Annotated in this window: 18 protein-coding genes; 8 read left to right on the top strand and 10 right to left on the bottom strand. The window is 45.1% G+C overall.

Annotated elements, in window-relative coordinates; all coding sequences use genetic code 11:
• Window positions 1–115 precede the first annotated feature (115 nt).
• From L0U89_RS16055 to L0U89_RS16045, 3 genes are read right to left on the bottom strand one after another with little or no spacing between them, the layout of a single operon-like run.
• The gene (locus L0U89_RS16055; RefSeq protein ID WP_234862444.1) at window positions 116–697 is read right to left on the bottom strand and encodes a Maf family nucleotide pyrophosphatase; all 582 of its coding nucleotides are present in this window, start codon (window positions 695–697) and stop codon (window positions 116–118) included.
• Window positions 675–1,994: a DUF1015 domain-containing protein gene (locus tag L0U89_RS16050; protein ID WP_234862443.1), complete on the bottom strand. Its 1,320-nt coding sequence runs from the start codon at window positions 1,992–1,994 to the stop codon at window positions 675–677. The genes L0U89_RS16055 and L0U89_RS16050 overlap by 23 nt, the downstream gene beginning before the upstream one ends.
• Entirely contained in the window at window positions 1,994–3,496 is a 1,503-nt protein-coding gene (locus L0U89_RS16045; RefSeq protein WP_234862442.1) for an acetyl-CoA carboxylase biotin carboxylase subunit, read from the bottom strand. Before L0U89_RS16045 ends, L0U89_RS16050 begins: the two co-directional genes overlap by 1 nt.
• A gap of 179 nt (window positions 3,497–3,675) precedes the next feature.
• Between L0U89_RS16045 and L0U89_RS16040 the strand changes: the two genes are divergently transcribed.
• The gene (locus L0U89_RS16040; protein WP_234862441.1) at window positions 3,676–4,926 is read left to right on the top strand and encodes an aminotransferase class I/II-fold pyridoxal phosphate-dependent enzyme; all 1,251 of its coding nucleotides are present in this window, start codon (window positions 3,676–3,678) and stop codon (window positions 4,924–4,926) included.
• A 101-nt stretch (window positions 4,927–5,027) separates the two neighbouring features.
• Complete coding sequence (locus L0U89_RS16035) at window positions 5,028–5,204, top strand: BF3379 family histone-like protein (RefSeq protein ID WP_008628702.1); 177 nt, start codon at window positions 5,028–5,030, stop codon at window positions 5,202–5,204.
• An 84-nt stretch (window positions 5,205–5,288) separates the two neighbouring features.
• On the opposite strand, the gene L0U89_RS16030 is transcribed toward L0U89_RS16035, so the two are convergent.
• On the bottom strand, window positions 5,289–7,151 hold the full coding sequence (locus tag L0U89_RS16030) for a M1 family metallopeptidase (RefSeq protein ID WP_234862440.1): 1,863 nt from the start codon (window positions 7,149–7,151) through the stop codon (window positions 5,289–5,291).
• Window positions 7,152–7,272: 121 nt separating this feature from the next.
• Here L0U89_RS16030 and L0U89_RS16025 point away from each other — a divergent pair, with 121 nt between their 5' ends.
• The 3 genes from L0U89_RS16025 (at window position 7,273) to L0U89_RS16015 (ending at window position 10,695) form a co-directional block, all read left to right on the top strand.
• On the top strand, window positions 7,273–8,628 hold the full coding sequence (locus tag L0U89_RS16025) for an NfeD family protein (protein ID WP_234862439.1): 1,356 nt from the start codon (window positions 7,273–7,275) through the stop codon (window positions 8,626–8,628).
• Between the two features lie 58 nt (window positions 8,629–8,686).
• Entirely contained in the window at window positions 8,687–9,898 is a 1,212-nt protein-coding gene (locus L0U89_RS16020) for an acetate/propionate family kinase (RefSeq protein ID WP_255777916.1), read from the top strand.
• A gap of 62 nt (window positions 9,899–9,960) precedes the next feature.
• Complete coding sequence (locus L0U89_RS16015) at window positions 9,961–10,695, top strand: CBS domain-containing protein (RefSeq protein ID WP_234862438.1); 735 nt, start codon at window positions 9,961–9,963, stop codon at window positions 10,693–10,695.
• A 30-nt stretch (window positions 10,696–10,725) separates the two neighbouring features.
• On the opposite strand, the gene L0U89_RS16010 is transcribed toward L0U89_RS16015, so the two are convergent.
• Together L0U89_RS16010 and L0U89_RS16005 are read right to left on the bottom strand one after the other, a co-directional pair.
• Window positions 10,726–12,066: a S41 family peptidase gene (locus tag L0U89_RS16010; RefSeq protein ID WP_234862437.1), complete on the bottom strand. Its 1,341-nt coding sequence runs from the start codon at window positions 12,064–12,066 to the stop codon at window positions 10,726–10,728.
• A gap of 50 nt (window positions 12,067–12,116) precedes the next feature.
• Window positions 12,117–12,506, bottom strand: coding sequence for a Dabb family protein (locus L0U89_RS16005; RefSeq protein ID WP_234862436.1), 390 nt, complete (start codon window positions 12,504–12,506; stop codon window positions 12,117–12,119).
• A 77-nt stretch (window positions 12,507–12,583) separates the two neighbouring features.
• Here L0U89_RS16005 and L0U89_RS16000 point away from each other — a divergent pair, with 77 nt between their 5' ends.
• From L0U89_RS16000 to L0U89_RS15990, 3 genes are read left to right on the top strand one after another with little or no spacing between them, the layout of a single operon-like run.
• Entirely contained in the window at window positions 12,584–13,570 is a 987-nt protein-coding gene (locus L0U89_RS16000; RefSeq protein ID WP_234862435.1) for an aldo/keto reductase, read from the top strand.
• A 31-nt stretch (window positions 13,571–13,601) separates the two neighbouring features.
• Window positions 13,602–14,891 (top strand): glycosyltransferase family 4 protein, encoded by a 1,290-nt coding sequence (locus tag L0U89_RS15995; protein ID WP_234862434.1) that lies wholly within the window; start codon window positions 13,602–13,604, stop codon window positions 14,889–14,891.
• Complete coding sequence (locus tag L0U89_RS15990) at window positions 14,866–15,966, top strand: DegT/DnrJ/EryC1/StrS family aminotransferase (protein WP_234862433.1); 1,101 nt, start codon at window positions 14,866–14,868, stop codon at window positions 15,964–15,966. The genes L0U89_RS15995 and L0U89_RS15990 overlap by 26 nt, the downstream gene beginning before the upstream one ends.
• Here the strand turns inward: L0U89_RS15990 and L0U89_RS15985 are convergent.
• Genes L0U89_RS15985 through L0U89_RS15970 form a run of 4 tightly spaced genes read right to left on the bottom strand, consistent with a single transcriptional unit; the run spans window position 15,948 to window position 23,907 of the window.
• Complete coding sequence (locus tag L0U89_RS15985; protein ID WP_234862432.1) at window positions 15,948–16,988, bottom strand: adenylate/guanylate cyclase domain-containing protein; 1,041 nt, start codon at window positions 16,986–16,988, stop codon at window positions 15,948–15,950. The two genes, L0U89_RS15990 and L0U89_RS15985, sit on opposite strands and share 19 nt — an antisense overlap.
• A 13-nt stretch (window positions 16,989–17,001) precedes the next feature.
• Window positions 17,002–17,376, bottom strand: coding sequence for a response regulator (locus tag L0U89_RS15980; RefSeq protein WP_008628668.1), 375 nt, complete (start codon window positions 17,374–17,376; stop codon window positions 17,002–17,004).
• On the bottom strand, window positions 17,373–20,612 hold the full coding sequence (locus tag L0U89_RS15975) for a sensor histidine kinase (RefSeq protein ID WP_234862431.1): 3,240 nt from the start codon (window positions 20,610–20,612) through the stop codon (window positions 17,373–17,375). The genes L0U89_RS15980 and L0U89_RS15975 overlap by 4 nt, the downstream gene beginning before the upstream one ends.
• Before the next feature lie 52 nt (window positions 20,613–20,664).
• Window positions 20,665–23,907: an ATP-binding protein gene (locus tag L0U89_RS15970; protein WP_234862430.1), complete on the bottom strand. Its 3,243-nt coding sequence runs from the start codon at window positions 23,905–23,907 to the stop codon at window positions 20,665–20,667.
• Window positions 23,908–24,008 lie beyond the last annotated feature (101 nt).

Raw genomic sequence — 24,008 nt, 5'->3', positions numbered from 1 at the left:
TGATACCAAGCCCCATTTTTTTTCTAGGGAGATAAGCGCTGCCCAAAAATATGCGATCTAGGACTTAAAATAATTGTTTACTATTTCGCTTCAGGTCTAAAAGAAAATTTAAGAACTAAGAATTCCAAGATTTCAAAACCTGATAGACCAAATGTAATGGTAGCCCCATAACGGTGAAAAAAGAACCCTCGATCTTCTCGACACCGATAAACCCAATCCATTCTTGGATTCCATAGGCTCCAGCTTTGTCAAATGGTTTGAAACTTTCGATATAAAAATCGATTTCACCCTCACTCAAATCCCTGAAGTAGACCACTGCCGAATCTGATTCGGTCACTTGCTTAGTAGCCGAGGTAAAGCTTATGCCCGTTACGACCAAATGGGATTTTCCGGAAAGCGCCCTCAGCATCGACTTCGCCTCCAAGGCGTCTACGGGTTTGCCGAGTATTTTCCCGCCCAAAATCACCACTGTGTCTGAAGTAAGTACGATCTCATCTGTCCCAATGTCAGGCCGATAAGCTTCAGCCTTTTTCTTTGCGAGAAATCCAGCGACCTCAGTCGCGGCAAGTTCTTCCGGATAGTCCTCGGCGATTGGTTTAACTTTGACATCAAAATCCAAGCCCAAACCGGCAAGCAATTCCCGGCGACGCGGTGACTGTGAGGCTAGGATTAGTCTATATCCTTCGAGTTTGATCATGGAAAAACGCTTCGTATGGAAAATCGAACTCCTCCTGTTTTATCGATCCGAAAAGAAGTCCGGACAATGTTTTTGGGTAAAAGTATGTGGATTTCTGGGGCATCGTGTAGCCGCTTTTGCAAACATCCAAAACCTCGGACATTTTCACCTCTTTGGCGACCACGGCAAAATCGGCCCTTCCGGATTCTACTTGCGCCAAGCACTTCATCAAACTTCGCTCGTACTCAATCTTCTCAATGAAGCGTTGTGCGTCCATCGGTATTCCCAGAACCTTCTCGACGAAAAAATAATGCAGCACGGTCATATCAACACGTTTGACTAGGTGAGGTACTTGCATATCCATTTGTTCGATGCATTCCGGTATGAGTCTGATTTTGTAGGCATTTTCTGGGAACACCAATCCAAAGGCCCAATCCTTTTGAAGAATGAGTTCGGAAATCTCGCTGACATCGTTGAGTTTTTTCACAATGAAAAAAGCCTCCAGCCTCTTCAGAATTTCGCCTTCATCTAAGCCGAAGTCTCTGAAAAGTCGATGAGTAGGCAATATCCTTAGATCTTTTGAAAGCGCATTGGTGAAATACATCATGTGGTAATCATATGCGTTCCATCTTAGTGGCGGGGCATGTTCAGACTTTTTTTCTTTACGATATGCAATCGCACCTTCATACCGATGATGTCCATCTGCCAAGATGATCTGCTTGCTTGCCATCACTTCCAGGAATTTTCGAATCAACGAGGCATCATGGATGACGGCCAAAACCTCCCTAACACCTTGATAATCTTCGATATCGAAAATTGGATCCAAGATCGCGTCATCCATATAGGGTTCCAACTCGTGAAGTGGATCCTCGTAAAGCCCATGTGTGGGGCTCGTCTGGAATTCAGTTGCGCGCAAAATGTCCAAACGATCATTGACGGCTTTTGACATAGTGTTTTCGTGCCGCAGCACAACACGTTCATGCCAATCATAGGTCTTGATTTGGGCAATAAAGCCTTTCCTGCAGGATTCCTGTTCTTCCCCCGGGAATCTAAAATACTGATAGTAAACATAAATCCCGGGAACAGCGTCTTGTGTGATTATTTTTTCCGCTTTCCAATCCACCAGTGTCTCGACTGCAGCGGCACCGGGATTTTCACCAAGCGGCACCGACAGATGGATGCTATTGTATGGGTTGGCATACAAGGCCTGCCTTTGCTTGTGAGAAACGACATCAAATAGCGGAGAGGTGAGTTCCTCTATGTTCTCAGCAAAGCGTCCGTGGTATCTCCAAGCCTTGATTGGAAGGATTTCAGCCATCAGATCAGGCGGTTTTTCCAGTTCGTTCTTGGACTCGAATTTGATTCCGTCGCGCCAACTCTGACGAGCTTCGATTTTGATTGTTCGAAGATTTCGACCGCCAACCCTGCAAGAAGCTCCTTCTCGGAGTCTGACCAATGGACTTTAAGCAAGTCAGGTCTGAAATACTTCTCCACGAATTTTGTGTCAAAATCACCAGAGGTAAAAGCCTCATGTCCCAACACAAATCGGCAAAAGTCAAGCGTTGTCTCTATTCCCGTGATTTGGTATTCATCAATCGCGCGGATCATTCTCTGGATTGCTTTTTCACGGTTTTCATCATGCACGATAAGCTTCGCAATCATGGGGTCATAATAAATTGGGATATCCATTCCCTCTTCAAACCCATCGTCGACCCTTATGCCCGGCCCCTGCGGACGTACATAGGTTCTCAGTCTTCCGATATCAGGGAGAAAGTTGTTTTTCGGGTCCTCGGCATACACGCGTACTTCAATGGAATGCCCAGAAATCTTGAGATCATTTTGGGAAAAGGATAACGGATAGCCCTCAGCTATCAGGATTTGTTCTTTTACCAAGTCCTTGCCCGTAATCATCTCGGTTACCGGATGCTCGACTTGGAGGCGGGTATTCATTTCCAAGAAGTAAAAATCCAGTTTTTCATCGACGATAAACTCCACGGTTCCTGCACCGTAATAGTCGCAAGCCTTCGCCACTTGCACCGCCGCTTCACCCATTGCCATTCTCATCTTTGGAGAAACAACAGCGGAAGGAGCTTCCTCAATCACCTTTTGGTGACGCCTTTGCACTGAGCATTCTCTCTCGAACAAGTAGACGACATTGCCATGCTGATCTCCCAAGACTTGTATTTCTATATGCCTCGGCGAGGTAATGTATTTTTCTATAAATACCGCCCCATCACCAAAAGCAGACTGTGCCTCGGAAATTGCCCTTAGCATTTGTTCCTCAAATTCCTCCTCTTGATTCACGATGCGCATGCCCTTTCCGCCACCTCCCGCACTTGCCTTGATCAGTATCGGATAGCCGATTTCAAAAGCCTTATGTTTTGCGGCAGGGATGTCCGAGATCGCGTCTTCAGTACCAGGTACCATGGGTATGCCGTATCTGGCGACCGCTTGTTTGGCAGCAAGTTTGCTGCCCATTACCTCTATCGACTCAGGAGAAGGTCCCACAAAAATGATCCCTGCTTCCGTTACTTTCTTTGCGAAATCAGCATTTTCGGACAGAAAACCATATCCTGGATGGATGGCATCCACACCCATTTTAAGAGCTGTTTCGATGATTTTATCTGCGCGCAAATAGGATTGACTGGACGGCGCGGGGCCTAAAAGGACTGCTTCATCCGCAAAGGCTACATGGGGGGAATTTCTATCTGCCTCACTGTAAACGGCAACCGTGGAAATCCCCATCTCTTTTGCCGTGCGCATGACTCTGAGGCTGATTTCACCCCGATTGGCAACGAGCAATTTTTTGATTTTTCGCATATTTGGGTTTTATGTACCAAAAAAACTGACCCTGCGAAGTAAGTAAATTAACCCGAATGCTGAAAGTATAATCGATTTGGAAATGGAATTTTGCAGGGTTGGGTGAATTGTGTTAGTTTTGCGCGATTTATTGGACAAATGTCCTTTTGTTGATTTCACAACCCTAAATACTTCAAACCTTGGATTTATTCTCAAAATTAACTGTCAACATGGGCCCACTGGGCAAACATTCCGAGATGTCAGAGGGATACTTTATGTTCCCGAAACTTGAAGGGGAAATAGCCCCAAGGATGAGATTCAAAGGAAAAGAAGTACTGACATGGAGCCTTAACAATTACCTCGGATTGGCAAATCATCCTGAAGTGAGAAAGGCAGATGCAGATGCAGCTGCAAAATGGGGAGCTGCCTATCCGATGGGTGCAAGGATGATGTCAGGTCAGACTGATCTTCATGAGCAGCTTGAAAGGGAATTGGCCGAATTCGTTGGAAAAGAAAGCTCCTATTTGCTCAACTATGGCTATCAGGGCATCATGTCCGTGATTGATTCGCTTTTGGATAGAAAAGATGTCGTCGTTTACGATTCCGAGTGCCACGCCTGTATCATAGATGCCTTGCGCATGCACCTGGGAAAAAGATATGTATTCCCGCACAACGACATAGAGAATTGCGAAAAACAACTTCAAAGAGCAACCAAACTGGCTGAAGAAACCGGTGGTGGAATCTTGGTAATCACCGAGGGTGTGTTTGGAATGACCGGAGACCAAGGAAAGTTAGCCGAAATCGTCAAACTGAAAGAGAAATTCCAATTTAGATTGTTGGTAGATGATGCGCACGGGTTCGGAACTATGGGCAAAACAGGTGCTGGAACTGGTGAAGAGCAAGGCGTACAAGATCAGATCGATCTTTATTTCTCCACATTTGCAAAATCAATGGCGTCCATCGGGGCATTTATCGCAGGTGACGCGAATGTGATTCGATTCCTCAAGTATAACATGCGCTCACAGATTTTCGCCAAATCACTTCCGATGTTATTGGTAGAAGGAGCTTTGAAGCGCTTGGAGTTGCTTAGAACAAAACCGGAACTGAAGGACAACCTTTGGAAAATCGTAAATGCTTTGAGAAATGGTCTACACGAGAAAGGTTTCAGTACCGGTAAATCAAACTCACCTGTAACCCCAGTAGTGCTAAACGGGACAATTGGGGAGGCAGCTTCGTTGAGTAAAGATATGAGAGAGAATTATAATATTTTCTGCTCAGTGGTGATTTACCCCGTCGTGCCAAAAGGTATGATTATCCTAAGGCTTATTCCAACAGCAGTACATACTATGGAAGACGTGAAAGAAACTATAGCTGCGTTTGAGGCTGTTAAAGACAAATTGGCTTCAGGATACTATAGAAATACCGAACTTGCAAAGTCCATCGGCGAATAAAAAAATCAAAAAAAGGCCTTGGCTTGTTGTTTTAAAAACATTTTAGCTATATTGAACATTCAAATAAACTTATCATCAACCTTTAAAAACTGACTTTTGTTATGAGCAGATTTAGTGAACTAAAAGATCTCGTCCTTGGATTGGAAGCTGATTTTGAAAAGTTTTACGACAAACAAAATCAAGCTGCCGGTACAAGAGTACGAAAAGGCATGCAGGATCTTAAAAACTTGGCTCAGGCGATCCGTACTGAGGTTCAAGACAAGAAAAACACAAAATAACAACCAAATAAAAAGGCATTCGGAAGAATGCCTTTGTTTAATGTTATCAAACCCTTGGATGCCATCATCCAAGGGTTTTTCTTTTTACTTTTTGCCTTCGATAGACAAGACCTCAAATTTATTGTTTTCCCGATTGACGTCCGCCATTCGCAGGCTAGGATCAATCTCCACGCTCAAAACACTCTCTATCGGCTTCGAAAGCTGCACCTCATGGGTAGGATTAGTCCAAGCCCATTTAGATACTTGGGATCTCTTTGGCATCCCAGCCTCCTCGGGTTTGTCACCCCTCTGAATCACCAATGGAAGATAGATCGTTTCCTTGGTGCCATCTGTATAGGTCACTACAACATCCAGAGGCATAGGCATTTGCCCCTTTCTTTCGAAAGTAATTTTTGTTTCCTTCCCGACAGGCTCTACGCCCTTTATCCCATAGTCAATGGTCTTGGTAGATGCAATAAAGTAATCATAATACCAATCCAACTCCAAGCCACTCACTTTTTCCATTACGCGCATGACGTCGTTACCATTGGGATGCTTGAACTGCCACTCATTCCAAAGCCTCTTCATCCCTTTGTCGAAGTTTTCCCTTCCAATCACATAGGATAATTGTTCCACAAAAACAGCGCCTTTGCTGTAGGTCCCTGGACCATAGGCTGCATTCAGATTGTAGTGGTCACCATGTGTTGTCAACGGTTCTTCATACCCACCTTTCGCCAATCGGAAATAGGATTTATAGTTACCATCCAATACAAAACCAGTCGATTTTTTGAAAACCGCATCCATCACCACGTCTGTTCCCCAAGTTGTAAAACCCTCATCCAGCCATGGTTCCGAAGACTCATTGAAACCCAAAACGCCATAATACCAGCTATGGATCAATTCGTGTACAGTCACTCCTACCAAGCTCGCCAGATTGCGATGACCGGTGATCAAAGTTGACATAGGATATTCCATGCCGCCATCGCCTCCCTGCACGACAGAGAACTGTTCGTAGGGATATATGCCAAAACGGTCACTCATATAGCGGATTGCATCGACCGTGTAGCCTTTAAGTTTGGCCCAATTTTCCTCCGTTTTTTCACTCTTCACATAAAGAAAATGTACCATTGGTCCGTTTTCCATTTTCACCTTTTCGTGCGTGTATTTTGGATCGGCGGCCCACATAAAGTCATGAACGTTTGGTGCGAAAAAATGCCAGGTGAGGTTTTTTCCCTTTGGCGCCGGTACAGTTACCCCGTCCGATTCGTATCCATAGCCAATCTGGTTTGCATTCTGCAAATAACCCGTACCGCCAAGAATATACGTCTTGTCTATTGTAATTTTGACATCAAAATCCCCAAAATTCCCATAGAACTCACGCCCCACATAGGGATTGGCATGCCATCCTCTCCAGTCGTAAGCGCACATTTTTGGATACCATTGCGACATGGAGTATCGGATTCCCTCTGCGTTGTCCCTGCCAGCTCGGCGTACCTGCAAGGGCACCTGGCCTTCGAAAACCATATCAAAAACGACCGTTTGACCAGGTAGAATTGGTTCGACAAGATCCACCTCAAGGATGGTTTCTACTTCCTCATACTTTACCTTTTTCCCATTCATCGTCAGTGATTTGACTTTGAGGTAGCCAATCTCATTGGGGGCCAATTTCTGTATCCGGTCCAAAACCCTCCGATCAGGATCTGCGATTGTGCGCGATCGCACGTCCATCATAGAATTTGGCTGGAAAGCATTGAAATACAAGTGATAAAACGCCCTCGTGAGTGTGTCAGGCGAGTTGTTTGTATAATATAGTTTTTGTGTTCCTTGATAGATATTTTTCTCAACATCCATCGTGACATCCATTTCATACTTGACTTTCTGCTGCCATCGGTCCGGCTGTAAGGCTGGTTTGGCAATGGCAAAATGGGCACTAAAAACGAACACTGATAGAATGAATCTTTTGAGCATAGCTGTTGAATTAATGCTTTAAAGAAAAACAAATTCTTATTCCTAATCAAACCAATGATCAAATCAGATTCATTCAGACGTGGGGAATATTTGGTATATTCAAAGCTTAAAATAAGCGTACATGAAACCCTTCCTATTACCCTTCTTTTTGTTTTTGTTACTTTTCTCCGGGGCTCTTAAAGGCCAGGATAGCCCAAATTCCTCAAGGAAAAAGGTGCTCACATTCAAGATTGACGACAATATCGATCCACGGATGAATAGACGTGTGAAGTTGGCGCTGGAAGAGGCCGAAAAGCAAAAGGTCGATCTCGTCGTCATCGAAATGGACACCTATGGAGGTGCTGTCAATGATGCGGACGACATCCGCACCATGATTTTAGAGTATGAAAATCCCATACACGTTTGGATCAACAAAGACGCGGCTTCGGCTGGTGCATTGATTTCCATAGCTTGCGACAGCATATACATGGCGCCGGGAGGAAGTATCGGTGCGGCCACGGTTGTCATGGGAGATACTGGTGATGCGGCTCCAGACAAATATCAAAGCTATATGCGCTCAATGATGCGAAGTACCGCGGAAGCAAAGGGGCGTAATCCGAAAATCGCCGAGGCGATGGTGGACGAAGATATCGAGATCGAAGGCGTGAGCGAAAAAGGATCGGTCATCACATTCTCGGTTTCCGAAGCAATCGAAAACGGCTTTTGCGAGGGTGAGGTAGATTCGGTGGAAGAAGTGATCAAACTTCAGGGTTTTGAGGATTTTGAAGTATCGACCTTCGAAGTTTCAAATGTCGAAGCCATCATCTCATTTTTCCTTCATCCGGCAGTGAGTGGTTTCCTGATTCTGGTGATTTTTGCTGGAATTTACTTTGAATTGCAGACGCCGGGAGTTGGGTTTCCGTTGGCGGCGGCAATTGTCGCCATCATCCTCTATTTCATACCCTACTACCTCAATGGACTTGCGGAAAACTGGGAAATTGCCGTATTCATTATCGGTTGTATTCTACTTTTGGTGGAAATATTCGTCATTCCCGGATTTGGAGTTGCGGGTATCGTGGGCATAATTTGCGTGCTTACTGGGCTCACGCTCGGGATGATCCCGAATCAGGCATTCGACTTCACATTTGTTCCGGCAGGTGAACTTTTCGTAGCGTTGCTTACGGTGATTTTGGCGGCAATTGCAGCAATGGCTCTGATTTTTACACTCGCACCCAAAGTGAACCAATGGCGCGCATTCAGTTCAATAGCCTTGGCCACTACTTTGGACAAATCAGACGGATATACATCAACAGTATACCAGGAAACGCTGCTTGGAAAGGAAGGCATAGCACATACCCGTCTGATGCCGAGCGGTAAAGTCCTCATCGACGACGAGGTTTACGACGCCCATTCGCGGGGCGAGTTTATCGATCAGGGAGAAAAAATCAAAGTCATCAGCACAGAAGGCACATCCCTCAAAGTAAAACGAATCGGCTAATCCTTTTTAAAAATATCATCAATCCCATAAAACGCTCAGACTGTTTTTATTTCCAATTATGAAAATACTAGTCCTTAATTCTGGCAGTAGTTCTCTAAAGTATCAATTATTCGAGTTTCCAAATGAATCTCCACTCTGCACAGGATTGGTGGAGCGAATAGGTTTGGACGGCTCTATCATTACCCACAAGGTTGCACGTGATGGCGGAGAAGCAAAATTCACAATCAAACGCAAGATCCAGAATCATGAGGAGGCCCTTGTGACGGTTACTGAAATCCTATTGGAGAAGGATAAGGGCGTTTTGTCGGATATGTCAGAGGTCATTGCGATTGGTCACCGCGTGGTTCATGGAGGTGAACAGTTTGCCTCGACCACTCTTATCTCCGATGAAGTCAAAGATAAAATCGAGGAATTGTTTGCATTGGCTCCACTTCACAACCCGCCAAACCTGCTGGGTATCCAAGTGGCAGAAAGGATTTTTCCGCAAGCGAAGCAAGTTGCTGTATTTGACACGGCATTCCATCAGACGATGCCGCCCAGAGCCTATCGCTTTGCCGTACCAAAAGAGATGTACGAAAAAATGGGGATCCGTGCTTACGGTTTCCACGGCAGCAGCCATCAGTACGTTTCCAAGATGGCGATGAAATTCCTTCAAAATCCTGGCGCAAAACTCATTTCCATTCATCTCGGAAACGGCAGTTCGGTAACCGCGATTGAAGCCGGGAAATCCGTCGATCATAGTATGGGTCTTGGCCCGATGGGTGGATTGGTGATGGGGACACGGTGTGGGGATATCGATCCGTCCATCATTTTTCACCTGATCAATGAACGGGGAATTTCAGCCCATGAGCTCAATGATATTCTCAACAAGAAGAGTGGTCTTTTGGGTCTCTGTGGGTATAGCGACATGCGGGATGTGAAGGATGCGATTGCTGCAGGTGACAAAGACGCCGCCTTGGCCTATGAGCTCTATGCATACCGCATCCAAAAATACATCGGCATGTATGCTGCGGCAATGAATGGGCTCGATGCCATCATCTTTACTGCGGGTATTGGAGAAAATGATACGGATATGCGGGAAAAAGTATGCGCAAACATGGAATATTTGGGAATCCGATTGGATCAATCCCTAAATGCGGCAAGGTCCTCTGGCATTCGCGAAATCAACCGATCGGATTCCAAAGTCAAGGTAATCGTGGTCCCAACAAACGAAGAACTTGAAATCGGGCAGCAAACTTATCACTTGGTTCAAGCGATATCACACGGATAATCTCACTGAAAAACCAAATTACAACCTACTCCATTTTTAACACAGCCCGATATCGACCAATTATGGAAATTAAACTATCAAATGCCGAACGCTTTCTGGAATCGTTCAACGCCATCGAAAATTTTCTTAGAAGAAACCTCGAAGCAAGAAATTTTGTGAGTTATTTCTCGCTCTTGGATGACGCATGTGATGAAAACGTAGTAGTTCGACAGTACCGCGAACAACTGCGACTTTTTGGGAATTTGAGAAATGCGATTATTCACTCCGAAAAAAAGCAAGGCAAGCCAGTTGCCGACCCGAGAGAGGATATTGTGGAGGAAATTGAGAAAATCGCGGGTTTTCTGATGCACCCGCCATTGGTTTGCGAACATTTTCTCTCCGAAGTTTACTCGGTATCCCCGGAGGAGAATGTGGTCCCTGTACTTCAAAAAATGGTCGAAAAGGACTATTCTCAAGCGCCTATCGTCAAAGAAGGATACATATTGGGTCTTATCAACTACGAGGCAATGGCAAGATGGATGGCTAAGCTCACTGCGACTCCTGAACCCCTGAAGCTTTTCAGAGAATCAAGTATCCAGGATGTGATCAACGGTATCACCCGATTAAAAAACTACCGCATCATCAAAAAAGACACGGACTTTGTCACGGCCCGTGAATATTTCGTCGAAAGCCTTGGGAATCCGCATCCTGCCGAAGCTTTGCTCATCACGGAAACAGGGCGGCGGGACGAGCCGATATTGGGAATTATCACGATCAGTGAGGATTTGGAAAAAATCATTGATGTATTGAGAAAATAAAAAGGCCCCGGATTCGGGGCCTATAAAGTCCTAATACATTGGAAACTCCTTTTGGAGGCCCTTGAAAGCATCGATCATCTCCCATTTTGGTTGGACGAAGTCAAACTTGAGTCGCGCGTTTACGGTGCCGCTTTCGATAAAATCGAGTGCCGCCTTAAATCTGTCTTCCTCAAGATCACCCCAATTTTTACTTGGATTGTCATTGACTGCGAAGTTCACAGGGAAGCCTTCAAAATACTCAGCTTTGCCCTCTGAATTAGCAATCGCAAACGTGATTGGAACCAATTCAACATTGTTTGAACTCAAGACCCTGTTGTATCCAGATAGCGGAAATGAGCCGACGGGCTTTCCATAGGTCCTATCCCCTATCAATACCAAGTCCATGTAAGGTTCCAAGCAGTTGATGAGTAGTTCTGACGCAGATGCAGAACCACGAGAGGTGATGAAAATTACCCTGTTCAAGTTCAGACTCCCTTTCTTGTTAAAATTGACTGACCTGTTGAAATCAAACTTGTTGGCATTGTGCTTGTTTGTGTACATGACCCGTCCGTTGGCACTGGCAGGTGCGATGTAATTCAGGATTTGCTCGGTCACGGCTACAGAACCACCACCATTATACCGTAGGTCGATAACTAGCTCTTCGATTCCCTGTGCTTGGAAAAACGTGAACGTATCATCAACTTCTTGGGAGCGCGTCGGCGTAAGACCGGCGGTTGCCCTGAAACTTTGATATACCCAATAGCCGACTTTCTTGCTTCCGACTTGGTAAACATCCCGATGCAATACAGAATTGCTCTGGAATGCCGCCTTTTGGATAGTCCTTGCGGTTTCTGTTCCGTCTGGCAGTCTGAATTTGAATGAATTGGTAACACCAGGTGTATTTGCACCCAAGTCAAAAGAGTAGGATCCGGTAGATGTCCTATATTGGGATATTGGCTTTCCGTTGATCTCGGTGATTTGCCAACCTCTTTTCCATCCATCCAATCCAGCAGGTCCTCCGTCGAATACAAAAGCGACAAATAATCGTTCCTGGCTATCAAATGCAAAGCTGAATCCATGTGCGCCAGAGACTTGACCGGTGAACGCGGCATCAAAAGCCGCTCTTGTTGTCAAATAAGACCAGCGGTCCAAATCCTTGTACATCAATGCATCCAATACCTCATCATTGGATGAAAACTTGCTTGCATCAAAGGTCGCCGGCAATCTGTTTTCCCAAAAATACCACTCCTTCATGCTGTCGAAAATCGCCTTTTTCACCTGGTCTGCGGCAGAAATCGGTGCAGGTCCCGCATCGTCTTCCTTATCACAGGCAGAAAACACAAGCATGAGGACTAGAATCATGCCCCAGCTCGAATACTTTACTCTTTTCATTCAGTTGTTATTTGGTTGTTACTCTTTACGAATCAAATCCAAGAAAGGATTTAAACTATAAAATCATATACCTTAACTGACGCCCATTTGTTTGAATTTCTCTCAATAAACTTGAGATGGTCGGGATCCGTTTGGTAGATGTTTTGATCCTCAATGCTGTCAAAAAACAGCGTACAAGCCACTTGGTAGCTATGGTCAACCACATCCCTTGCTTCAGTAGGCGCTGGAACACCCATGTAGGATTTTGCGACGGTTTTACATTTGCCCAAGAAGGAGGCTTCCTTTAGGAAATCTTTGACATCCTCTCCTGGCTTAAGCCAAAAGAATACTTGGTGGATCATTTTCTGTTTTTTGGATTGCTCTGCCATAAGTTCGATAGGTAAGGCTGTGGCGGCACTCGCAACAGCTAGGGTTTGAATAAATTTTCTACGTGTTTTCATAATGGATAAAAACGGTTCTAAAGATAAAAATTTAAATTGCTTCCCGAAACGCAGGTATCCATTAATACCACCTATTCATGAACTTTCGAACTTTTGGCAAAACTGGCTGGCAAGTTTCCGACATTTCCCTAGGCACTTGGCAGGTCGGCGGAGGTTGGGGAAAACCATTTTCAGAAAAAAACGCCCAGGACATTATCCATGCCGCCATTGATCTTGGAGTGAATTTTATTGACACAGCGGATGTATACGACAATGGACTCAGCGAGGCGGCTGTCGGCAAAACAGTTAGGGAAAGAAGTGAAAAAGTCTATGTAGCAACCAAGTGCGGACGGCGGATTTCACCCCATATCGCGGAAAGTTATACAGTAGATATACTTAGAAAACACGTCGAAGACTCGCTCCGAAACACGGGACTTGAATCGATCGATTTGATCCAATTGCACTGTCCGCCTTCGAAAATCTACCAAAAACCTGAGATTTTTGGGCTGTTTGAGGACTTGATCGCGGAAGGAAAAATCCGGGCTATGGGGGTTTCTGTTGAAAGGGTTGACGAAGCGATCCAAGCAATGAGCTATCCGATTGTTTCCTCCATACAGATTATCTTCAACATGTTCCGTCAGAAGCCTTCAGAAACCCTCTTCAATCATCCCGAGATTTCAAGATTCGGAATCATTGCAAGAGTACCCTTGGCGAGCGGCCTTCTTTCAGGTAAATATTCAGCAAATACTACCTTCAACCCACAGGATCACCGAACATTTAATCGCAACGGTGAGGCTTTCGATAAAGGAGAAACATTCTCCGGCGTTCCCTATGACCTAGCCCTTGAAGCGGTTGAAGCACTGAAGGAGATTTTCAAGGGGGACATTCCGCTCGCCCATTGGGCATTAAGGTGGATACTCCAGTTTCCGCAAGTGAGCACGGTTATCCCTGGCGCGTCGAATCTCCAGCAATTGACCAGTAATGTTGAGGCAGGCAGTTTACCCCAGATTTCACCTCAAATGATGTCTCAGGTAAAAAATGTCTATGACCTGTTCCTCAGGGATTTAATCGATCCTCAATGGTAAGATTTTGTACCGAAAAGACCTGCTGGACAATATGAGCAAACGCGTTCTCATCATCACCTACTATTGGCCGCCATCGGCAGGTTCAGGGGTGCAGCGATGGTTGAAGTTTGCCAAATATCTCCCCGAGTTTGGTTGGGACCCAGTTATTTTTACACCAGAGAATCCAGACTTTGATTTGAAGGATCCTGGCTTGGAAAAGGAAATCCCGAAAAATGTCGAGGTGTTGAAATTCCCGATTTGGGAACCATATGATCTTTTCAGAAAAGTCAAAAACCAACGGGAAAATCCTGCAAAGATCCTTGAAAAAAGAAAGAAATCCTGGAGGGACTTAGCGGCTATATGGCTCCGCGCAAATGCTTTGATTCCAGATCCGAGGATTTTCTGGAAAAAACCTGCCGTTGGATTTCTATTGGACCTTATGAAAAATGGCCAGTTTGATGCGATAATCACCACTGGGCCACCACATAGCATTCATTTGATCGGATTGGAGCTCAAGCGGAAAACCGGCATAACCTGGTTGGCTGATTTTCGCGACCCTTGGTCCACCTGGGAGTTTTTGGATACCTTGCCCATGGTGGATTGGGTAAAACAAAGACATCAGAAATTGGAAAAACAGGTGCTTTCCCAAGCAGATGTCGTGACGACCATCAGTCCGACCTTTCAGTCCGACCTTGAGGCTATTGGCGAAAGAAAAGTCGATCTATTGACAAATGGATTTGACGAATCCGATCTGCCACATCCTTGGCCCCATACTCCCGAAAGCGAGGAACCCATTGAAATCCTATACACCGGGGTCATCGACTCCATTAGAAACCCGACACCGTTTTTGCTGGCCTTCAAGAAAGTGTTTGAAAATGAGAAGAAAAACGTCCTACTACGATTTGTCGGATTGGTTTCTGAAGGTGTTCAGGAATCGGTGAAAAATGATCCTTGGTTATCCTCTCATGTCGTGTTTGAGGGCTATATAAGCCATCAAGCGGTGTTTGAATATTACAAAAAGTCCCATCTGCTGCTATTGATCCTGACAGATACCAAAAACGCCAAAGGAAACATTCCCGGAAAACTATTCGAGTACATGGCTACAGGCAGGCCAATCATTGCATTGGGCGATCCAGAAGGAGATGCTGCCAAAATCCTAGCCGAGGCGCATGTGGGAAAAGTTTTTGCACACACTGACTTCACCGAAATTGAGGCTTTTCTCTCCGCTTTCGAACCCAATGCGGCAAATTCTGATCCGGCCTCAATCCACCAATATTCCAGAAAAGCACTTACACAGAGACTAACCGAGCTTATCGATGCGAAAACCCGTTCCATTTCTTGACCTCAGCCAATTCCCAATCGATCTAAAATCAGCTCTCAAAAAGAAATTCGGAGAGATGATGGATACGGGCATTTATTCCGGAGGCAATGAACTGACGTTACTCGAAAACAAACTGAAAGAACTCACCGGAAGCGATGAGGTAATTCCCTGTTCCAATGGGACAGATGCATTGGAAATTGCGCTTAGGGTTCTGGAAATCGGTCCTGGAGATGAGGTTTTGGTCCCTGCATTGACTTGGGTCTCCACGGCTGAAGCGGTCTACCTTGCAGGTGCCAAGCCGGTATTTGTCGATACCGACACCTCGGGTTTGATCGATCTGAAACTACTTGACACCCATGTCACAGCCGCAACCAAAGCCATTATCCCGGTCCACCTTTACGGAAAGATGGTCGATATGAAGGCATTGAATGCATGGGCAAAGTCCAGAAACATGAAGGTCATTGAAGATGCTGCGCAAGCATTGGGGGCAATACAAGAAGGGAGATCGGCAGGAACCTGGGGCGATATTGGTTGCCTGAGCTTTTACCCTACCAAAAACCTCGGAGCTTTGGGTGAAGCCGGCGCCTTGTTGACCCGAGACAAAAAACTCGCCCAAGAGATGCGGCTTTTTGTCAACCATGGTCAGATCGAAAAGGGAAATCACATTGTATTGGGTCGGAACGCCCGAATGGATAGCATACAAGCAGGCTTTCTGAACCTCAAGCTCGAGTATTTCGAGCAGTGGCAACAGAGACGTAAGGCAATTGCAAAAATCTATCTTGAGGCATTTTTTGGCCTAGAGTTGACACTGCCAATGGATATTCTGGGGGAAAATCACAATGCTCATTTATTTGTGATTCAAACAGATAGGCGGGATCAATTCGCCGAAATATTAAAGAATTTGGGAATAGGAACTGCCATCCACTACCCCGTAATCCTCCCAAGGATGAAGCCCTTTGGCGATTCCAAGAAATATCCTGTCGCTGAAATGCTCGCGAAGCGCGTTCTTTCCCTTCCGCTCAACCCCTGGATGGGTCGAAGGGATTTTGAAACCGTAATCAAAATGGTCAAATACGCTTACTCCAAGACCTCATAGGTAGTTACTGGTTTTTCCCGGTTCTTAAGTGTCAGGGCACCGATGCTCTTAAAATGAAAGGATTCCTTGACCCTTTCGTAGGTTTTGTCACTGATAAGGATTTGGCCGCGCTCTGCTGAGGATTGCAGCCTAGCCGCCACATTTACAGTGTCTCCGATAACAGTGTAATCCAAGCGCTTGAGTGTTGCGGATCCAATATTCCCGCTGACCATGTCACCGGAGTTGATCCCAATCGAAACGTCAGGCTTAAAGCCGATCACATCCAATCCGATTTCGGTATGGTGAATTTTGTTCTTTATCGAAATACAGGCTTCTATGGCCCTGGCGGCATGAAACTCCCCTCTGAATGTAGCCATTACCGCATCGCCCAAAAATTTATCCACATTCCCTCCTTCGCGGATTATATCCTGCACCATGATGTCAAAGTATGCATTCAGCAGTCCGATGACCTTATTTGCGGGCTGATTTTCACTGATAGTCGTAAAACCGCAGATATCGATAAAGACGACTGTCCCGTCAATGATTTCATTGTCAAAAAGTGAGTTTTCACTTTCCTTGCTGGCCATGAAACTGAGGACGGTATGGTCTACATACATCTTGAGGATGTTGTTTTCCTTGAGCGCCTTGATGGTTTCTTTGAGGGCCTTGACATGCGCAAGCGTCTTTTCGATCGTGATCTCCAAATCATTAAAATTGACTGGCTTAGTCACAAAATCAAAGGCACCACGATTCATGGCAGTTCGGATATTCTCCATATCTCCGTAGGCGGAGACGATCACAGACTTTAGGATCGCATGCTGCTCGTTGAGTTTGGTAAGCAAGGTGAGCCCGTCCATTTCAGGCATGTTGATATCCGACAGGACTACATCTACGTCCTGATGTTCCTTCAGCTGCTCTAGCGCTTGCCTGCCGTTGAGGGCAAAGACAAACTCATATTCATTTTGCCGGATCTTTTGCCTGAACTTTTGCTTGATCAGCATTTCCAAATCGGCCTCATCATCCACTACCAGTATCTTTGCCATCACGCAGTTTGTTTTAATTCAGAAGTGCTGTAATCTCTTTTCTCAATGAATCAAAGTCAATCGGCTTGGTAAAAAATTCCTTTGCGCCGGATTTGATCGCCTTGTTATAATTTTCAGTATCCCCGTAAGCCGAAATCATGCTGACGTTGATGTTTGGAAACTTCGTCTTCACTTTTTCCAGGAGTTCAAGACCGGTCATTCCAGGCATGTTGATGTCCGAAAACACATAAACTACCTGTGGCGGATCGGTTTCACTTAGGATATCTAGCGCCTGCTGCCCTGAGAATGCAAACACCAACTCCAAACCTCCAGTTTTGATTTCCTTCCGGAATTTTTGCCGAAACAACATCTCGACATCACGCTCATCGTCAACAATCAATATTTTCATGACTTTTTGGTATTTAAAAATATGGTAAATTCTGTAAATTCTCCTGTTTTGCTTTCAACTTCAAGCCTCCCTTGGTGGCCTTTGGTGATGATATCGTAGCTCATCGATAGTCCCAAACCCGTGCCTGAACCGGCCGGCTTTGTCGTAAAAAACGGTTGGAATATCTTGGACTTGATATCATCCGGGATGCCGTTGCCATTGTCACGAATGGAAATGGTCACGCCCTCTGACTCGTTCTTGGTGATAACCCAAACTTTGGGCTTAAAGTCCCCGAGGTTTCCGGATTCTTCCAACAATTTTTTCTTTTCCGAAGCAGCGTAGAAGGCGTTATTGATCAGATTCAACAACACCCTGCCGATTTCTTGGGGGATGACTTCTACTTTGGGGAGACTCGGATCCGCATCCAAATGGAAGTCAGCAAAGAATGATTTGTCCTTTGCCCGCAAGCCGTGGTAAGAAAGCCTGAGATACTCGTCTGCTACCTGGTTGATGTCCGTGAGTTCTTTTTTGCCATTGTCCTTGCGACTGTGCTGGAGCATGCTTTTGACGATACCGTCTGCCCTTTTTCCGTGGAACTTGATCTTGCCGAGGTTATCCTTGAGGTCATCGGAAATCAACTTGACGTCATCGTAATTGCCCCGGTCGATTTCCTCCTTCATTTCTTCGATCAACTCCTCACTTACCTCCGAAAAGTTATTCACAAAATTCAGCGGATTCTGGATTTCATGGGCGATTCCGGCAGTGAGTTCTCCCAAAGAGGCCATTTTCTCGGATTGAATGAGTTGCTCCTGGGTATTCTTGAGTTCATTGTACGCTTTCTGGATCTCCCGCGCGTGCTCCAATTCCCGTTGTCGGACTTTCTCCTTCTCCCTAATCAACAATCTCCTTCTTTGGAACCTATCGATACCATAAATCAATAGACAGAATAAGGCAAAGTAGATTAGATATGCCCACCAAGTAGCATACCAAGGAGGTAGTATCGTGAACTTATAGGTTGCTTCCTCACTGATGTTGTTGTAGAGGTTCTTGGCTCGGACCCTGAATGTATACGTGCCTGTACCCAAATTGGTGTACTCCTTGTAAGAGTTGCTTCCCCAATCGGTCCAGTCTGCATCAAATCCTTCTAAGAAAGTCTGGTACAAAGTCCGCTCTTCCTGTTCATAAAAGGGAGCCGCGTACATGAACCTGAGTGAATTGTTGTTGTTTTCGAGTTCTATATTATCAACAACAGTGAGTTTCAATGTGTCTTGTTTCGTGATTGCTTGACGTAGCAATACTTTGAATGGCCGCTCCTTTGATCTTTCTTTCTGTATTTCCATTCTGACCAGGCCGTCTCCGCTACCAATCCAAACAGTAGTGCTGTCTTCAGGAAAAATAGTGGTGATATCTTCCCATGGATAGCCGTTGAACAAGTCATCCTCCAATTTGTAGCCACCAGCAGGCTGGGGCGTAGCCAATCGAATCTTGTTTTTAATGGTGATCCAGACCCGACCCAAATCATCCTCTTTCATATTGAAGTTGTCTGTCGAGGCGTAGTTTATCTCTATTTCGCCGAACGTATCATCTACTTCAAACTTCCCGGACTGTGGATTATATGAAAAAAATCCTTTCTCTGATAATGCAAAAATTTTACCTGCCACGCCATAAATTACCCCATCGCCTGCTTTTTCCTGACCTTCTCCTCCAAAGGGCACGATTTTCGATTTATCAAAATCTATGTTTCCATTTTGGTCCAAAACCGGCGTTATTTTGTAGGCGTATCCTGACTGTGTGCCGGCCCAAATGTCCCCCTCATTGGTCTCGGCCATAGTCCAAACGCCGAAAAAGCTACCCGGAAAATGTCCTTCCTTTTCCCAACGATTGGTTTTTTGGTTCTTTCTAATCACGGCGACACCAAATCCTCCACCGATCAATACTCTCTCATCCAAATGCCTTGATTTCAAAAAAACAGTACCGCTCAGCCGATTGTCAACTAACTCATAGGAAGGCTTCAAGTTCTTGTCGAGTACTCCAAGGCCGCTAATGTTTCGGAATATAACCTCTTCTCCAATTGGCAAAATATCAAAAACCTGTGTCCCTCCTCCAAAGTCAATCTGTTCAAATCTTCCCGTGGCCTTGCTGAGGGCGGAAAGCCCGGTGGGGGTTCCAATAAGCAACCTTCCATTTGCGCGTTGGATGGACAGTATCCCGGTTTTCAGACCCGATTGTTTGGAAAAAGTGGTAATCTTAGGACTCAGTTCCGCTTTGGAAATGCCATTGTCCAACCCCAACCAGAGCGTTCCCGAAGGATCCAAATAAGGCCAATAGACCGATTCATCCTGCAAACCAGCGTCGTAATTGATGTTCCGGAGTAGTTTTCCTTCAGGACTCATCACAAAGATGCCTTTGCCAATGACCGAAACTAGGTAATCGCCGTTTGGTAAGTTGATTGCTCGATAAAGGAATAAATCCTTCAAATGTGGATCTAACTCTGTATCGACCTTTTCGAAGGTCTTGCCATCGTAGCCGAAAAATCCCTCACTTGAGGTGCCGACCAAGTACCTGAAACCCTTTTTTCCGTTGTACGGAAGCATGATGTAAATCCGGGTGCCTTTGAAGATCTCAGAACCGGGGACTAACTGCAAAGAGTCGCCTGAGAGTCGGTAAAGGCCTCTTTCCAGTTGAAAGGTATACAATTGATCGTCGAGCACCATGGTGTACGGAAAAAATGAATCGGCCTTCCAAGCCTTGAATTCACCCCCCTCCGAAAGCTTTTTGGTATTGAATCTGAAGATATATTCAAGACTCTGTACATAAAGGTAATCTCCCAGCAAGCGAATCGATCTGGTATCAGAAAAATCCCTGAACTCAGGCTTTACCAGTCCAACCAAAGAAATCACTTTCGAATTGCCATAGTCGTCAGGCTCCAAGTAGCCAAAATTCAACCCACCTGCGAAATATATTCTCCCCCCTTCGGCCTTCTCAAAAGCCCTCACCGTCTGAAAGACAATGGAATCCGAAACACTCACGCGATTCCAATTGACCCCATCATACTCCACAATGCCGGCAGAGGTCCCGAAATACATCACACCCCGATCGTCCTGGATAACTGCCCATACCTGCCCATGGCCCTTATAAGTTTTGGGAGAGTAGTTGTCAATCAAAGGGAATCCCAACTCTCCATTTGATTGACCAAATGAATGGTCAGCAAAATAGAGAATGAAAAGCAAAAACAGTGGTACCGTCTTTTGGGTCATTTTTGATAGTATGTGGTACAAATGATGCGACAACATAAGTTAATATTTTATATCAAGGCTTTTTTGGAAGGATGATAGAGAATACGGTGCCCTTTCCGATCTCAGATTCCACCAGCAATTCACCTCCATGCGCCTTTACAATATCAAAGCTCATAGACAATCCCAGACCAGTCCCTGACCCGGTAGGCTTGGTCGTGAAAAAAGGCTGGAATATCTTGGACTTGATGTCATCCGGGATCCCATTGCCATTGTCACCAACCGAAATCTTGACGCTTTCAGTGGTATTTTTGGTCGCGACCCAAACGTGAGGCTTAAAATCCCCGAGGTTTCCGGATTCCTCCAAAAGATTTTTCTTTTCAGAAGCTGCATAGAACGCGTTGTTGATCAAATTTAGCAAAACCCTGCCAATTTCTTGGGAAATGACTTCAACCTTTGGAAGGTTGGGATCCGCATCCAAATGGAAGTCAGCAAAGAATGATTTGTCCTTTGCCCGCAGGCCGTGGTAGGAAAGCCTTAGAAACTCGTCTGCTAGCTGGTTGATGTCCGTGAGTTCTTTTTTGCTATTGTCCTTGCGACTGTGCTGGAGCATGCTTTTTACGATGCCATCAGCCCTTTTTCCATGAAACTTGATTTTGCCGAGGTTATCCTTGAGGTCATCGGAAATCACCTTGACGTCATCGTAATTGCCCCGGTCGATCTCCTCCTTCATTTCTTCGATCAACTCCTCACTTACCTCCGAAAAGTTATTCACAAAATTCAGCGGATTCTGGATTTCATGGGCGATTCCGGCAGTGAGTTCTCCCAAAGAGGCCATTTTCTCCGCATGGATCAACTGGGATTGGGTGGACTTCAGATCGGCCAACGATTTTTCCAAAGCAGCAGTTCGCTCATTGACCCGCTCTTCCAGGATACGGTTTTCAGCTTTCAATTTTTGTGAACGCCACTTCACAATGGCGGTGATTATACCGCCTATCAACAGGGCGTATAGCAAATACGCCCACCAGGTGGCGTACCATGGCGGCAATACCACAAAGGAATAGACAGCCTCTTCGCTGATTCTTCCGGTATGGGCCAGGGCCCTGACATGAAAGGTGTACGGACCTGGAGGAAGATTGGTGTATTCTTTGAACTTATTGTCGATCCAGTCCACCCAATCCGGATCAAAGCCCTCCAAATAGGTCTGATACTTGGTTTTCTTCTCGTCTTCGAAGTAAGGTGCCGCAAACTCAAAGCGGTAGGAGTTTTCTTTTCTTTCAACAGGGGCTAGACCTTTGTTTCTACCATAAAAAGGCAAAGGAATGGTGTCTGTCTTGGTTTCGATTCGTCGGATCAGTGTAAAAAATTCCTTATCGGTCTGATTGTCTTTTTTGGGATCGTAGCGGATCAGGCCTTTCGGAGATCCAAACCACAGGATGCTGTCCTCGTCGATAAAATCAACTTGAGACAAATAAGGGGTTATGGAATTGGGCCTCTCGTCCTTAACAAATTTCCCTTCAGTATTCCGCTTGAGGATATACTTCTTTTTATCTGATGATTCAAACCAAAGAATCCCTGAATTTAACATGTTAAAGTCGTAAAGATCCTTTTCCACTACACTAAAGTCTTCTGTAGCTACAAATTTCTTCTCTTCCGATGAATACTTCTGCATGCCCTGAGGGGAAGTCATATAAAATTCTCCATCAATCTTGGAAAAAGAATCCGAAGGGCCTACATCAAAAACAGTCGATTTGATTACCTGATTACCAATGGGTTCCACCCCCTTTACCTCTATTTTCAGTGCATAAAGCTTTCCCTGATCACTTGTAAAAATGCTTCCATCTTTTCCTTCAAAAAAGTAGTTGCTGATTGGGCCAATTCCCGGAACTTTTCCCTTTAATTCCCATGGGAATTGCTTGGAAAGACCCTTTTCGTACAGCAGAAGCCCAGAGGTGGTTCCCACTAAAAGAAGATTGGGGTAATCTTTTGGGATAATTGCACTAACAGGGCGGCTTCCGTCTTGAGGAAAATTCAAACGAATGGCTTTACCATTCCGAATGATATCCAACTTCCATCCTGGAACAATTACATCATCCCCATTTCCCAACAATCCAAAAATTTCTCTATTCTCGATTTGCGGGACTGATTTGAATTCCTTTTCAATTGCATCAAATTTGACCAAACCGGTATTAGTCCCTAAATAGAGTTCAGCTCCCTTTTTTTGGATGGAACGAACTGCTGAATTGATCCCTAAGTCTTTTCGAAAACTAAGAATCGGAGAATCTATGGATATCCTAGCCATACCGTCTTCAGTGGTTACCCAAAGCCCATTGTTTTTATCCAGATAAAGCCCATATACTACGTCGGAGGGTAGGCCTTGGTCAGATCCTATCTTTTTGAGTATTTCTCCTTTGGGATTCATGATCACTACTCCCACTCCTAGGACGCTGAGGATATAGTTTCCCTGATGGGGAATTGCATCGTAAAGTTGATTTCCTTCTTGGATCAGTCGGTCTACTTCGGTCGGAAACTTCGATAAAGTACCTTTTTCCAAAAAGTAAAACCCAATGCTCTGACCACCAAGAAGTAGGGTGTTACTATTCTTTTCCGGATAGGGAAGCATTATAACTACAGCCTCTTTTCCAAAAATAATTTCTGTACCTGGAATCAAGGTTAATTCCTCTCCTTCCAAGAGGAATAAACCTCGATCAACTTGACGGATAAAAAATTGATTCCCAACCAAAAAACTTTTTCCAAACCGTGTTTCTGGCTGCCATGATTTTAGGGATTTTAGGGTGAAATCTTCCCCCAATTCCAATCTGATGAGGTAATTCGGACTTCGAAGTAGGATAAATTCATTCAAAAATAGGATATCAACGATGGTTAGTCCTGATTTCAGTTCCTCAGGAATTAGGTGCAAGAGCGAAACTGCCCTCGATTCACCTTTTTCGTCAACTTCCAGATAGCCAAAATCACGGCCACCATAAAAAATTCTTCCCTTGCTGTCCTTTGCCAGACTTCTTACGGTTACATAATCCCTGATATTAAAAATAGAACGCCAAGAGACTCCGTCATATTCATACATTCCACCCGTTGCTCCAAAATACATCAATCCAGCCTCGCTCTGTATCGCAGCCCAGACTTGAGGGTATCCCCCATACTCCTCGGTGGTATAAGTAGTGATAGGAAGCCTTCCTACCTGCTCGTGGATGGACTGGGCGGATGAAGCGAAAGTCAGTAATAAAAGGAAAAAGCCGGGTATTAAACCGATTCCCAATCTCTTCCGGGATTCTTTAGAAATCACCATAAATGCCTTCAAATTATTGTTTTAGACTGTATCCGCTTCGGCATTTGCCGGTTTTGACCTTTTTTCATTCAGAAAATTACTCAGCTATCCAAGATAGCATTGTTTCTGTCGAA

Source organism: Mariniradius sediminis (assembly GCF_021491425.1).
Taxonomy (GTDB): domain Bacteria; phylum Bacteroidota; class Bacteroidia; order Cytophagales; family Cyclobacteriaceae; genus Mariniradius; species Mariniradius saccharolyticus.
The sequence above is the reverse complement of the archived record's forward strand: the minus strand, read 5'-3'. Positions and strand labels throughout refer to the sequence as shown.

Coding starts and splice junctions, on each gene's coding strand:
- L0U89_RS16055 (WP_234862444.1), bottom strand. CDS start 697: ATGATCAAACTCGAAGGATATAGACTAATCCTAGCCTCACAGTCACCG.
- L0U89_RS16050 (WP_234862443.1), bottom strand. CDS start 1,994: ATGGCTGAAATCCTTCCAATCAAGGCTTGGAGATACCACGGACGCTTT.
- L0U89_RS16045 (WP_234862442.1), bottom strand. CDS start 3,496: ATGCGAAAAATCAAAAAATTGCTCGTTGCCAATCGGGGTGAAATCAGC.
- L0U89_RS16035 (WP_008628702.1), top strand. CDS start 5,028: ATGAGCAGATTTAGTGAACTAAAAGATCTCGTCCTTGGATTGGAAGCT.
- L0U89_RS16030 (WP_234862440.1), bottom strand. CDS start 7,151: ATGCTCAAAAGATTCATTCTATCAGTGTTCGTTTTTAGTGCCCATTTT.
- L0U89_RS16025 (WP_234862439.1), top strand. CDS start 7,273: ATGAAACCCTTCCTATTACCCTTCTTTTTGTTTTTGTTACTTTTCTCC.
- L0U89_RS16020 (WP_255777916.1), top strand. CDS start 8,687: ATGAAAATACTAGTCCTTAATTCTGGCAGTAGTTCTCTAAAGTATCAA.
- L0U89_RS16015 (WP_234862438.1), top strand. CDS start 9,961: ATGGAAATTAAACTATCAAATGCCGAACGCTTTCTGGAATCGTTCAAC.
- L0U89_RS16010 (WP_234862437.1), bottom strand. CDS start 12,066: ATGAAAAGAGTAAAGTATTCGAGCTGGGGCATGATTCTAGTCCTCATG.
- L0U89_RS16005 (WP_234862436.1), bottom strand. CDS start 12,506: ATGAAAACACGTAGAAAATTTATTCAAACCCTAGCTGTTGCGAGTGCC.
- L0U89_RS16000 (WP_234862435.1), top strand. CDS start 12,584: ATGAACTTTCGAACTTTTGGCAAAACTGGCTGGCAAGTTTCCGACATT.
- L0U89_RS15995 (WP_234862434.1), top strand. CDS start 13,602: ATGAGCAAACGCGTTCTCATCATCACCTACTATTGGCCGCCATCGGCA.
- L0U89_RS15990 (WP_234862433.1), top strand. CDS start 14,866: ATGCGAAAACCCGTTCCATTTCTTGACCTCAGCCAATTCCCAATCGAT.
- L0U89_RS15985 (WP_234862432.1), bottom strand. CDS start 16,988: ATGGCAAAGATACTGGTAGTGGATGATGAGGCCGATTTGGAAATGCTG.
- L0U89_RS15980 (WP_008628668.1), bottom strand. CDS start 17,376: ATGAAAATATTGATTGTTGACGATGAGCGTGATGTCGAGATGTTGTTT.
- L0U89_RS15975 (WP_234862431.1), bottom strand. CDS start 20,612: ATGACCCAAAAGACGGTACCACTGTTTTTGCTTTTCATTCTCTATTTT.